Annotated in this window: 11 protein-coding genes; 5 read left to right on the forward strand and 6 right to left on the reverse strand. The window is 69.6% G+C overall.

The window, feature by feature from the left end; all coding sequences use genetic code 11:
* Positions 1–531 precede the first annotated feature (531 nt).
* From ABIC70_RS25980 to ABIC70_RS25990, 3 genes are read right to left on the reverse strand one after another with little or no spacing between them, the layout of a single operon-like run.
* Positions 532–1,275: an SDR family oxidoreductase gene (locus ABIC70_RS25980; protein ID WP_043384639.1), complete on the reverse strand. Its 744-nt coding sequence runs from the start codon at positions 1,273–1,275 to the stop codon at positions 532–534.
* Positions 1,272–2,201: an NADP-dependent oxidoreductase gene (locus ABIC70_RS25985; protein WP_354441878.1), complete on the reverse strand. Its 930-nt coding sequence runs from the start codon at positions 2,199–2,201 to the stop codon at positions 1,272–1,274. The genes ABIC70_RS25980 and ABIC70_RS25985 overlap by 4 nt, the downstream gene beginning before the upstream one ends.
* Positions 2,201–2,668, reverse strand: coding sequence for an ester cyclase (locus ABIC70_RS25990; protein WP_051976139.1), 468 nt, complete (start codon positions 2,666–2,668; stop codon positions 2,201–2,203). The genes ABIC70_RS25985 and ABIC70_RS25990 overlap by 1 nt, the downstream gene beginning before the upstream one ends.
* 71 nt (positions 2,669–2,739) lie before the next feature.
* Here ABIC70_RS25990 and ABIC70_RS25995 point away from each other — a divergent pair, with 71 nt between their 5' ends.
* A complete protein-coding gene (locus ABIC70_RS25995) occupies positions 2,740–3,663 on the forward strand; it encodes a LysR family transcriptional regulator (protein WP_354441880.1) in 924 nt (307 codons plus the stop codon).
* Positions 3,664–3,672: 9 nt separating this feature from the next.
* On the opposite strand, the gene ABIC70_RS26000 is transcribed toward ABIC70_RS25995, so the two are convergent.
* On the reverse strand, positions 3,673–4,563 hold the full coding sequence (locus ABIC70_RS26000) for a LysR family transcriptional regulator (RefSeq protein WP_043384636.1): 891 nt from the start codon (positions 4,561–4,563) through the stop codon (positions 3,673–3,675).
* A 91-nt stretch (positions 4,564–4,654) separates the two neighbouring features.
* On the opposite strand from ABIC70_RS26000, the gene ABIC70_RS26005 reads away from it, so the two are divergent.
* Positions 4,655–5,593, forward strand: a complete 939-nt coding sequence (locus ABIC70_RS26005) for an NAD(P)H-binding protein (protein WP_043384633.1) — start codon at positions 4,655–4,657, stop codon at positions 5,591–5,593.
* A gap of 465 nt (positions 5,594–6,058) precedes the next feature.
* On the opposite strand, the gene ABIC70_RS26010 is transcribed toward ABIC70_RS26005, so the two are convergent.
* Together ABIC70_RS26010 and ABIC70_RS26015 are read right to left on the reverse strand one after the other, a co-directional pair.
* A complete protein-coding gene (locus ABIC70_RS26010; protein ID WP_354441883.1) occupies positions 6,059–6,931 on the reverse strand; it encodes a methyltransferase domain-containing protein in 873 nt (290 codons plus the stop codon).
* 106 nt (positions 6,932–7,037) lie between these two features.
* On the reverse strand, positions 7,038–8,651 hold the full coding sequence (locus ABIC70_RS26015; RefSeq protein ID WP_354441885.1) for a GMC family oxidoreductase: 1,614 nt from the start codon (positions 8,649–8,651) through the stop codon (positions 7,038–7,040).
* A gap of 641 nt (positions 8,652–9,292) precedes the next feature.
* Here ABIC70_RS26015 and ABIC70_RS26020 point away from each other — a divergent pair.
* From ABIC70_RS26020 to ABIC70_RS26030, 3 genes are read left to right on the forward strand one after another with little or no spacing between them, the layout of a single operon-like run.
* Positions 9,293–9,973: a Crp/Fnr family transcriptional regulator gene (locus tag ABIC70_RS26020; protein WP_043352864.1), complete on the forward strand. Its 681-nt coding sequence runs from the start codon at positions 9,293–9,295 to the stop codon at positions 9,971–9,973.
* A gap of 22 nt (positions 9,974–9,995) precedes the next feature.
* Positions 9,996–10,517 carry a FecR domain-containing protein gene (locus ABIC70_RS26025; protein ID WP_043352866.1) on the forward strand — a complete coding sequence of 174 codons (522 nt, stop codon included), beginning with the start codon at positions 9,996–9,998 and terminating at the stop codon, positions 10,515–10,517.
* Positions 10,518–10,531: 14 nt separating this feature from the next.
* Positions 10,532–12,403: a CHASE2 domain-containing protein gene (locus tag ABIC70_RS26030; RefSeq protein ID WP_354441888.1), complete on the forward strand. Its 1,872-nt coding sequence runs from the start codon at positions 10,532–10,534 to the stop codon at positions 12,401–12,403.
* The last annotated feature ends 94 nt before the right edge of the window (positions 12,404–12,497 follow it).

Genomic DNA, 12,497 nt, shown 5'->3' on the forward strand with positions numbered 1-12,497 from the left:
TCACCCCGAACGCATTTGCAACCCGGTCCCAACAGGACCAGAACCAGAACGGACTCTGGTTATGAACGGGGGCAAACACGGGGCAAGGTCACGCGGGTTACATCCTCGCGGCACCCGTGAGGGCCCCCCCTTGATGGCCCGCGTTGGCCTGCTCGGGCGGATCATGCTGGTCTTGCTGGGCGCGCTCTCGCTGCTGGTCGTGGCAACTTTCGGCATCGACCAGTGGCAGCGCGGCCAGGAACGGTCGCCCTACGCCACCCGGTTCCCCCGCCTCGACCAGGCCGGCGGCATCATGGGCCTCCTGGGGGACGCCGACCCGGCGCAGAGGCCCGCCATCCTGCGCGCCATCAACGGCGAGGCGCTGCGGGCCGACATCGTGGATGCCCCGCCGGACGAGACAGCTGGCACCGCGGCTTCGCCTGGCATGGCGACCACCGTTGGGGCGGCTTCCGGCATGGCGGTTGGCACCGGCGCTTCTGAAGTTTCAGGGCACGCCCCGGCGCGAACGACGGCCGTGGTCCTGCAACGCGGTCAGGCCATGCCTCCGTTCGCGCGGATCACCTGTCCCGTAACCCAGGACGCCTCGGGCCCGGCAAGAAAAGCCGCGACGCCCGCAATGTCGTCCGGCTGCCCCAGCCGCCCGAGCGGCGTCATCCGGGCATAGCCTTCCAGGCGGTCCGCGCCGTTGGCCGCCGTGAGCAAATCCGTCTCGGTCGGTCCCGGTGCGACGGCGTTGACCGTGATCGAGCGAGCCGCGAGTTCCTTGGCGAGGCAACGGGTCAGGGCCTCGACCGCCGCTTTGCTGGCGCAGTACGGTCCGTATCCGGCCGGGGCCATAGCCAGGACGCTGGTCGACAGGTTGACGATCCGGCCCCCGTCCCGGAGCCGCGCGCAAGCCTGCCGGCAGCCATTCACGACGCCACGGACGTTGACGGCCATGAGACGGTCGAAGGCAGCCCCGTCCAGCCCAGCCAGCGGCATCGGCGACATCACCCCGGCGTTGTTGATCAGTACGTCCAGGCCGCCGAAGCGTGCCGCGGCCTCGTCGAAGAGGCGCGCGACGTCCTCTTCACGCGTGACGTCGCCTTCCACCGCGACCGCATCGCCGCCGCGGCCGCGGATCTCGGCCACGACGGAATGGGCGGCGCCGGCATCGGAGCCGAAGCCGACGGTCACGCCGAAGCCCTCGGCGGCGAGACGCCGGGCGATGGCCGCGCCGATGCCGCGGGATGCGCCCGTCACGATGGCCCCGCGCCCGTGTCCGAACCCGCTCATCGCCCGCCTCCGGTCGTCATCACGAGCTTGCCGATCGTGCGGCCGGCGACGTAGTCGCGGTAGGTCGCCGCCGATTCCTCGAAGCCGAAGACGGCCGGAGCCTCCGGATGCAGGACACCCCGTGCCGCGGCATCGGCGATGGCGGCGAGCGTATCCCGGCGCGTCTCCAGGACGAGGAAGGCAGCGTCGATGCCCCGAGCGACAACGGCCGCCTCGTCCGCAGGCGCCACGATGGCCGCGAGCTTGGCCCCCGGATGCATCGCCGCGATGACCCGGTGCTGGATTTCCCCACCGGCGCAATCGAGGACGCAATCGGCCTTGGCCGCCACACGAAGGAAATCGGGTTCGTCGGGGCGGACCCAGCGTGCGGGGGAGGCCGGGTCGGTTCCGCGCGGTTGGCCGGCGCAGGCGACGACCTCCACCCCCGCGGGAGCCAGCTGGATCGCGGCGCGCCCGACTGCGCCTCCCGCCCCGAGGATCAGCAGCACCGCCCCTTCCGGGACGCGGAGGTGATCGAACAGAGCTTGGTACGCGATGCCGGCCGGGGTCGGAAGGCAAGCGGCGATGCTCGCGTCCAGTCCCTCAGGGCGGCGGGTCACGCAGCGGGCAGGGACGATGATGGCTTCAGCCAGGGCACCGCCCGCCACCGGGTCGCTGCGTCCGAGGACGGCATCACCCAGTCGGAGATCCGTGACCGCCTCACCGAGTGCGTCCACGACACCGGCGAAGTCCGTGCCTGGCACGTAGGGGAATGCCAGCGGGAACCAGCCCGTCATGTCGCCGTGCGCCAGCTTGGCGTCGAGCGGGTTGAGGGCCGCGGCCTCCACCCGGATGCGGACCTCCCCGGGCCCGGGCCGGACATCCGCGGCGGTGCCGAGGTGCGCGGACGGGACCGGCGCGTAGCCGTCGATCAGAAGGGCGCGCATCAGCCTTGCCTTCCGGGAAGCGCCGGGAAGGCCCCGGCTTGCGAGAACAGGCCGAACAGGTCCTCCAAGTGCCATGTGCGGCGGAGCCGGTCGCCTTCGAAGTCGTGGAACTCGTGCAGCACGAACGCGACGCGGCGGCCGCTTGCCGGAACCCCGAAGAGGGGGCCGGCATGGGTGGCGGACACGCGCGCGCGGACCGCAGCCCGGTCCCGCTCGGCCAAGACGTCGACGATCTCGACGACGAGGTCGGGGAACGCGGTGAGAAGCATCCGGAAAACCGGCTTTGCGCCCTCCGGCCCGGGGCCTTGGCCCGGTGCGAGCGGGATATCTTCCCAGTCCGGCGTCGTGGCCCCGTCAAGCAGGTTGACGTCGCGGCGCCCAAGAGCGCCGTAAAAGGCTTCAAGCGCCGTGCGCTGTCCGTGGGTGAGCACAAGGGCCGCGCCATCGGGAATGCGGGGGTGGGGCATCTTTGATCTCCGTTCCAATCCCGGAGACGTAAGATGGTGTAGGTCATCATTGAAACGCATGGTGTTGATGTGTGAACATCCACGCCATGGATTTCCGTGGGCTCGACCTGAACCTGATCGTGGCGTTCGATGCACTGATGGAGGAGCGTCACGTGACGCGCGCGGCGCGTCGCATCGGTCTGACCCAGCCCGCCATGAGCGCGGCGCTTGCCCGGCTGAGGAAGGCGACGGGCGACGAGTTGTTCGTGCGCGGCCCCAAGGGCCTGGCCCCCACCTCCCGGGCGCAGGATCTCGCCGCCCCGTTGAAGGGTGCGCTGCGGACGGTCGGTGAGGCTCTGGCGCTGCGCGACGACTTCCGTCCGGCCGAGGCGTCCGTCGTCTTCACCTTGGCGCTCTCCGAGCATCCCGCCCACGTCCTGTTGCCGCCGCTCGCGGAGGCGTTGGCGGCCGCGGCGCCGGGAGTGGACCTGCGCATCCGGGGCTTCACGGACAGGAACGAGGCGGTCCGCCTGCTGGACGAGGGGTTGGCCGATGTGGCGGTTGGCGTACCTCCCGGCACCGAGGCGCGTATCCTGGCGCGGCCCCTGTTCCGCGAGCGATTCGTGTCCGTCGCCAGGGCCGGCTCGCCGGCCGCCGAATGCCTCGGCGACGCGGCGGCCTTCGCTGCCGCCCGGCATGTCCTGGTTTCCCCCGAGGGCGACGGGTTCGGCGCCGTCGACGAGGCCCTTTCCGAACGCGGCCTTCGCCGGCGGCTCGGGGTGGTGCTCCCCCAGATGTACGCGGCACCGGCGCTCGTGGCGCGCACGGATCTCGTCGCGACGCTGATGGAAGGCGTCGTGACCGGCTCGGGCATGGCACCTCTCCTCACGGTCAGGCCCTGCCCCGTCGAACTCGCCCCAGTAGAGTTCCACCTGCTCTGGCACAGGCGCTCGGACCGGCACCCGGCCCAGGCATGGCTGCGGGATCTCCTGGTGTCGTCGGCGCCCAGCGGCTGAGGGCGGCCTCTACCGGGAGCAGTAGGCTTGAAAAGACTCCACGAGGTGGTTGAACAGGGCGTCGATGCGGGCGCTGCGCCGGACGTCCTCGTGCGCCACGATCCAGGTGTCGAGGTCGAACACGACGCGGTCCGGTAGGACGCGCACGAGATCGCGCTCGCCGACCGGCACCTGCACCACGCCGATGCCGAGGCCGGCGCGGATCGCGGCGAGTTGTGCGGGATGGCTGTCGCTGCGCAGGGCGACGTGCAGCGGCCCGCCCGCCTCGCGTCCCAGGGCGTCCAGGATCGCGAGGTAGGCCGGCATGCGGTCGGGCCCGACCATGGCGTGCCGGGTAAGGTCCGTGACGGTCTCGGGAATGCCGTTCCGGTCGAGGTAGGCCGGCGACGCGAAGAGCCCGAGCGGGATGCTGCCGACGTGGCGCGCCACGAGCGAGTTCTGGCTCGGCCGCGCCATGCGAACCGCCACGTCCGCCTCCTGGCCGGGTAGGTCGGTGTTGGTGTTGGTGAGGAGGAGTTCGACCGCGAGGCGCGGGTGGCGCTCTCGCAAAGCCGCCAGCATCGGCGGCACGACCTCGATGCCGACGAAGTCCGAGACGCTGAGTCGGACCGGGCCGGCCACCTCGGACGCCGCTCCCTTCGCCTCGCGCCGGAACGCTTCGGACGCGTGAGCCATGCGCCGGACGTGCCCAACCAAGCCGAGCGCCTCGGGCGTCGGCGCCAGCCCGTTCACGCCGCGGACGAAGAGCGGTTGCCCGACGGCCCGCTCCAGCGCCTCGATCCGGTGCCGGACAGTGGGCTGGGTGAGGCCGAGGGCTCGCGCCGCGGCCGAAAGGCTACCGGTGTCGAGCACCGTTAGGAAGGCGCGTTGATCGTCCCAGTCGCAATCCGCATTGCTCATCGAAATTCGATAGGCTGACCATCGAAGCTCGTCAATTTACCGGACCTCTCGTTCGACGCATCAACGCGGGGACGAACGGAGGAACAGGACGATGAGAACGGCTCTGGTGTTGGGGGCGACGGGCGGCGTCGGCGGTGCGGTGACCCGAGCGATGCTGGCGCGTGGGTGGCACGTCACTGCCTTGGTACGTGATCCGAGCCGAGCGGCGGCTGCCTGGAGCGCCCCGGTCGCACCGGGTTGGCAAGCTGGCGACGCCATGAACCGGGCGGACGTGGTTCGCGCCGCGGAAAGGACGAGCGTCATCGTCCACGCGGTGAACCCGCCCGGCTATCGCGGGTGGGATCGGCTAGTCCTGCCGATGCTCGACAACACGCTCGCGGCGGCGCAGGAGGCTGGCGCCCGGATCGTCCTGCCGGGCACAATCTACAACTACGACCCGACCCTCGCCCCGGTGATCGACGAGACGACCACGCAGCATCCGCGAGGGCGCAAGGGCGCGATCCGCGTCGAGATGGAGAAGCGCTTGGCGGAGGCCGCCCCGGAGGTGAGGAGTCTCGTCGTGCGAGCGGGCGATTTCTTCGGACCGGGGGCGGGCCAGAGTTGGTTCGCGCAGACCCTGGCGAAGCCGCCGCTCACGCGCATCGTCAATCCCGCAACGCGGGACGTTGGCCATGCCTGGGCGTACCTGCCCGACCTCGCTGAGACCATCATTCACCTGCTGGAACTGCCTGCAGATCGCCTGCTGCCATGCGAGCGGCTCCAGTTTCCCGGCCACTACGATGCCGATGGTCGCGCGATGGTTGCTGCGGTCCGCCGGGCTTCGGGTCGCACCGACCTGCCCGAGCGCCGATTCCCCTGGGCGCTGATGCGCGCGCTCGCACCGTTCGGTGGGTTCCCCCGAGAAGTCATGGAGGTCCGTCCGTTCTGGGCGCACGCGATGCGCCTCGACGGAAGTCGATTGATGGAACTCCTCGGCGACGTGCCGTGCACTTCGCTGGATACTGCGGTTGTCGACGCATTGAGAATTTGAGAGCTTCAGGATGACCGCCTCACCTTCACCTTAGTCAGTTCGTTTCAATGTCGTTCGATCTGGCGGCGAACAATCTCCGCTGGGGCCCCTTACTTTCGGTGAGCTTGAGCGCAATCGCCGGACGTCCGCTTTCTCCGGTCTGCACTATAAAGCGGAAGGGCGGCAAACCACCCAACCCAGTCATTCAGGGGCGCCCGCCACCACGACGGGATTTGGCCGAGACCCGCCGGTCCGCTCTGGGGGGCCAACTGCACCGGAGCGGACACTCGAAGCGGTTCAGGCAGAGGCCTCAGGGTGCGCCCCATCAACCGGATCGCGCCTTCGAAAGTCATTCGCAGGCGCGACGCGGCAGCGGCTCTCGAGCCGCCCGATCGTCGGTCCTGATCGCGCTGCCTTGGACCCGGTCGGTACTGGCCGGCTTGATGCGCCCCGTCGCGGCAGGCCACCGCCTCGACGGAAAGCGTTCTACGCGCGTCGTCCCATCATGAGCGTGACCGGCTGTCCCGCAGAAGTCTCGATGGCGGTGAATTTACGGGAGCGAAGTTCAGCCTCCATCGCAGCACACGACCATAGGTGGCCGCCGCTTCGGGCCAGCCGCAGGGCTGCAAGCGCGGCGCCGACCGGATCCGGAGGCGGAGCGTAGAGACCGACAACAAGGTATCCCTTCGGCTCAAGGGCAACCGTTAGCCGGTCGAGCGCTGTCCGAGCCGCGTCCTGGGAGAGGAAGGGTGCCGGAAGCCACGTCAGCGCGTAGCCGGCTGGATCATCGAACTGGGTCACATCCTGCAGGCGGAGATCGATACGGCTGCGGAATGGGCTTGCCGCCACGTTCGCACGGGCCAGTTCGAGGGCCGGCTCCCAGATGTCCAGGCCCACGACACGCAGCGAGGGCCACTGCGCTGCGGCTTCGAGAGCAATGCCGCCCACACCCGTGCCGACATCCAGGAAGCGCCCGGTGAGGGCGGCCGCGAGCGCCGGGCGGTCGGCCGCCAGGGCCGCCAAGCGCCGTACGACGACCCGCGAGGCTTGGCCCTGAGCCTGCAACATCGCAGGATCGCGGACCTGCCAGACGGGCGGTCGCTCGGGACACTCCAACAGATCCCGCGCCTCCTGCAGGGCGTGCGTGACGGAGGCCAGGGACGCGGAGACCTGCGCCTGATCAAGGTCACCGAGGCCGCCCGGCACCACGGCGGCGACCACGTCGTGCAACCGGCGCGCGACCTCGGGATGAATATCCGGCGCCTCCTGCCGCACGCGTAGGGCTGCACCGATCGCGGCAAGGCCTCTTGCCGCATCGCCCATCTGCCGCAGCGTGTGTTGAACGTCTTGGAAAGTCATCGGCGACCGCCAGAATGATGTTCACCACGACGCGGCATGGCGCCCGAAGCAGAAGAGCCGGACCCGTCAGCCGCAGAACCCGGCCGGGCCGCGACCCGCAGGGTGATCACAGGCCGTGCGCCTGAGCGATCATCTGTGCCGCCCGCTCTCCGATGATGGCGCAGGGGGCCTGCGTGTTTCCCGCCGTCACACGCGGCATGATCGAAGCATCCGCGATGCGCAGAGCGTCGATCCCGTAGACGTTCAGCGATGCATCGACCACCGACATGGCATCGCGGCCCATCTTGGCCGTGCAGCTCTGGTGCCAGTAGGTCACGGCGGCATCACGGATGAAGTCTTCGAGTGCGTCTCCCCGGATGTCGCCCGGCATGGCCTCTCCGCGGACATGCGGACGAAACGCCTGGGCGTTGCCCAGCGCGCGGCACAGATCCACGCAGGCGACGGCCGTCGTCAGATCCGCGGGATCGGACATCATGTTGGCCTCGATCGCCAACGGCACTCCGGGATCGGCACTCGTCAGCCGAAGCCGGCCGCGGCTCGCCGGGCGCGCCAGACCGGCGAACATCGTCCAGCCCTGCGCCGGCACACCGCGCGCCGCGGTCCGATCGCTCGGCACGGGAAATTCGACCTGGCAGAAGAGCACGTCCGGCGCATCGAGCCCGGGGCGGCTCGTCCAATACAGGGTTGCCTCGCTGCCGCTGTTACGGGGGGCGATGGGTTCGGCATACTCCCAGATGCATCCGAACGAGACATGGTCCTGAAAGTTCTGGCCGACGCCCGGCAGGTGCTGCACCACCGGGATGCCGAAGCGCGTCAGCTCCGCATGGTCCCCGATGCCGGAATGCATCAGAACCTTGGGCGTCTGGATGGCGCCCAGGGACAGCACCACCTCGGCCCGGGCTCTGATCTCCAGGACCTGCCCGGCGCGGACCACTTCGACGCCGACCGCGCGCCGCTGCTCGATCAGGACGCGCCGCACGGTCGTGTCGGTGAGGACCGTCAGGTTGGGGCGGTCGAGCCAAGGATGGACATAGGCCCGGTAAAGCGATTGGCGCCGGCCGTCGCGAACCAGCATGTCCGAAATCGAGGCGCCGCCCGGCCCCTCCATCATCTGGCCATTCGGATGCGCGAAGGTCGGGATGCCGACCTCGCGGGCCGCATCGAGCATCGCGTGTGCGATGGGGCTGGGATCCGAGGCGGGCTGGACCCAGACCGGCCCGGACTCGCCGCGATACCGCGGATCCGGTGAACCCTGCCAGTTCTCGATTCGACGATAGATCTGGAGGACGTTGTCGTAACTCCACTCGGCATCGCCCGCCTCCGCAGCGAAGTAATCCCAGTCACTGCGATGCCCGCGCGCCCAGACCATCACGTTGATGCTGGAGCCGCCCCCGAGACCTTTGCCCATCGACATCGATAGGGCACGACCGTTCAGGTGCGGGTTCGGCTGCGCCTCAAATCCCCAATCCCGCTCGCTGCCCAAGTTGGCCGGCCATTGTGCGGGGTCGAGCACCGTCTCGGCATCGTCGCTGCCTCCGCCTTCGATCAGCAGCACGCGCAGGTCGGGATTTTCCGCGAGGCGCCGCGCCACGACCGAGCCCGAGGATCCGGCGCCGCAAATGATGACATCGTATTGCGAGCGCAGGTCGGCGACCAGGCGCTGCTGGTTCTCCTGCGCGCGCCGGGATGAATCGCGGTCCTCGCGACGAGACTGGCTCATGATAGGCAACATCCTTCTAATGCTGCGCTGCCGTTGCTGAGGAACGGAGCGTTTTGTCCCGCCAACACGGCGGGTCCCGCGAAAATGATCCTGAGCCGCAGGAATTCGGGTCGTATTCTATGCCTTCGACCCCCGCGACTGTGATCGACGTCACACTGGAAGCGCGGGATGAAGTTCACGAGGGCCTGTTCGCTTCGACTCCCGAATGCGTTACGGAGATCTTCGCAGATCTGCATGTCGCGCTTCGCGTGATAGGCTCGGTTCGCCCTCACGCCATTGTCGTCGATCTTGCCGACGGAGATGCGTTTTGGTCCGGCCTTCTGAAAAGCCTCGGGGCGAACCGATCCTTCGGTCACAGCCGCATCCCGGCTGCGGGAACCTCCGACATAGCAGCGCCGTCCGAAGGTTCGGCGGGCAGCCCGGATCGCGTCTCCCCGAGATGCGGTGGCGGCCATACGCGATCGCTGGCCGATAGCCGGTCCTCGTGGAACGGCGTGGCCAGCCGGGCTGTGAGTTTTGTCACGGACCCGCCCGCCGGTCAGAGGCGACACGGTGCGGCATCATGCTGACACCAGGCTGCGCCGCGGAGAACTTTGCGGAGCGCACACGAGCCTGGGTCGGCACAGTCGAGAGAGGATGTCGTGAGCGCGCCGAACAGGCTTGTCGGGCTCTTGGCCGCCAACGCGTTCTTCGCCGAGCTGGGCCAAGACGCTCTACAAGCCATCGCCGGCCTTTGCCGGATGCGCAGCGTTGCGCGTCACGAGATCCTCTTCCAGAAGGGGGACCCAGGCGATGCCCTCTACGCGATCCGTCGCGGGCAGATCCGCATCGCCACCGGCACCGAGGACGGCCGGTCCGTGACGCTCAACCTCCTCGGCCCCGGCGATGTCTTCGGCGAGATCGCCCTGCTCGATGGCCATGCCCGCACCGCAGAGGCCATCGCGCTCGAGACGACGGATCTCTTCGTCATCGACCGGCGGGACTTCCTCGAACTCCTGGCGCACGACGCGGCCCTGGCGGCGCGGATCATCGGCTTCCTGTGCCGACGGTTGCGCTGGATGAGCGAGCGCATGGAGGAGGCGACGCTCCTTCCCCTCGATGCCCGGCTGGCGCGGCGTCTGGTTATGCTGTCCGAGGATTACGGCGCAGAAATCCAGGTGACACAGCAAGAACTCGCCGCTTACGTTGGCGCGGCGCGGGAAAGCGTCAATCGCGTCCTTCAGGATTGGCGTCGATCCGGCATCATCGATCTTGGGCGCTCACGCGTGCATGTGAAGGTCGCGCCGCGTCTGGCGGCCCTCGGCGCGCCCTCACGGCTCTGAGGCGGCAGAAGGGATCCACCCCATGAGGAATCTCGCGCGCGTCGTGACCGCATTCGCGGCCGTCGTCGTCCCTGTCACCGTCCATGCCCAGACGCGCTGCACGGAAACGACCCGCTTCGACCCGCCTCTGCGGATCCTGCGATGCACCGACGGGCTCACGCTCGAAGCCGAGCGAGCGGCCACGTTACGGCCGGTGGATCGGGACGGCGACGGGCAGCTCGAGGGAGCGGAGATCGGCGGCAGCGCCGTACTCGTGACCCTGCCGACGCGCTCGAAGACGCGCCGGGGCGGCTTCCAGATCCTCACCCCCCACGCGATTGCCTCCGTGCGCGGCACGATCTACGCCGTCGATGTGACCACCGCCAAGACGGCGGTTTTCGTGGCTCGCGGCCGCGTCGCCGTCGCGCGCCGGAACACCCCGGCCGTGTTCGTCACGCTCGGCCCGGGTGAGGGCGTCGATGTCGGTGAGGATCAGGCCCCCCTGGACGTGCGACGGTGGCCGCAGGAGCGCGTCAGAAGCCTGCTCGAGCGCTTCGGGCGGTGAGAGCCGCGGGTCCGGTGCCGCGGCTTGAGTCGATCTCGCGCCCCGGGCGGACCAAGCGACGCTTCGCCCTCCTCATGTTCGTGGCCGCGCTGGGGTGGAGCGGCTGGCTCGCGCACCTGCACATCGCCGGACGGGCAACGCCCCTCGATTACCTGGAGGCGGCGGCGACGGACCTGCGCATGCGCCTGGCCGGTCCACGCATGCCGCCCAAAGATGTCGCGATCGTCGCCATCGACGACGAAATCGTCCGCCGGGAAGGAGGCTTTCCCATCTCGCGCACGACGATGGCGCGGCTGATCGAAACGATCGCCGCGGCCCACCCCCGTGCGCTCGCCGTCGATGTCCTGTTCCTCGAAGACGGGCGCCAGCCCGAGGCGGATCATGCCCTCGCCGCCGCCCTCCGCAAGGTGCCCGCCGTCCTGTCGGCGGCAGCCGTCTTCGACGAGGCCACGAACGAAGGGGGCATCCCGGTCGCCACCGCCGTGCATCGCCCGATCCCGGTGATCGGCGCGGCCGCGCTGACGGGACTCGTCAACCTGTCCGAGGACGCCGCCGGCGTTCCGCGGCACCTTCCTCTCGTTGCCAGGGCGGACAACGGCGTTGCGGCCCATTTCGTCCTGCGCACAGCGGCCCTGGCGGCCCGGAGCGATCCGGTCCTGACCGAGGGACAGGTCCGGATCGGGCCTGCCGTCATCCGGCTCGACCTCGGCTATCATCTTCCTCTCCGTCCCTACGGGCCGCGACGCACGATCCAGACCTTGAGCGCCGCCGCACTTCTCGATGGAACGGCACCCGTCGCCGCTCTGGCGGACCGTGTCGTGGTGATCGGCGCGACGGCACTCGGGGGCAGCGACACCTTTGCGACGGCGTTCGATCCCGTGATGCCCGGCGTCGAACTGCTGGCGACCGGCATCGCCCATCTGACCACGGGCGACGGACTCGTGCGCGATGCGCGCGTTCGGCGGCTCGACGGGGTGGCGGCCGGGATTCTCGCGGGCGCCGCCGTGCTCCTGATCGCGCTGGCCCCACCGCTCCCAGCGGCCATCCTCGTACTCCTCCTCCTGGCCGCCTGGTTCGCTCTGGGCACCGTCGCCTTCAGCCAGGGCATCTGGATGAGCGCCGCCCTGCCGCTCGCAGCCGCTGGCCTGCCGACGCTCCTGTGCGCGGTGGCGCGCCAGACGCTGGATCGCCGCCAGGGCCTGAGGCTCGCGCGATCGGAGCAGGCCCTGCGCCGACTTCAACCCGCCGCGCTCGCGGAACGGCTCGCCTGGGACCCGACCTATCTGGCCGCACCCCTCACGCGCGAGATCCCGGTGCTCTTCATCGATCTGACCGGCTTCACCGGCCAGAGTGAGCGCCTGGGCCCGGTCCGCACCCGCGCCCTCCTCAAGACGTTCCACGATCTCGTGGACGAGACCGCCTCGTCGCACAAAGGCCTCGTCGTCAACTTCATGGGCGACGGCGCGATGGTCGTGTTCGGCGCCCTGGACCCCGATCCCGCGAAGGCGGAAAACGCCGTGCGGGCGGCCAGCGATCTCATCGTCCGGACCCGCGACTGGATCGCGCGCGATCCCGAACTGGCAGGCGCCGGACGGGCGCTCGACGTGCGGATCGGCGCGCATTCCGGACCGGCGATCCTCTCGCGCCTCGGCAGCGACACCAATCAGCAGGTCACGGCGACGGGTGATACCGTCAACGTCGCGAGCCGCCTGCTGGCCGTGGCGTCGGAGGCCAAGGCCCGCCTCGCCGTCAGCGCCGATCTCCTGACGGCTGCCGGCATCGTTGAGCCGGCCGGCCTCTTCGACGAGCGGCGGACGGCTTCCATCCGCGGACGGTCCCAACCCATCGCGGTTTGGTTGACGCGCGAACCTGCGCGGCTGCCATAGATCCCGCGCCACGCCGCGTTTCCGGGCCTCTGTGACCGCGGTCACAGCGGCCGGCCATCGTCGGGCGCAGAGTGCTGTCACCCCAACAGGGAGA

The sequence above is a fragment of the Methylobacterium sp. 1973 genome (assembly GCF_040545035.1).
Lineage (GTDB): Bacteria > Pseudomonadota > Alphaproteobacteria > Rhizobiales > Beijerinckiaceae > Methylobacterium > Methylobacterium fujisawaense.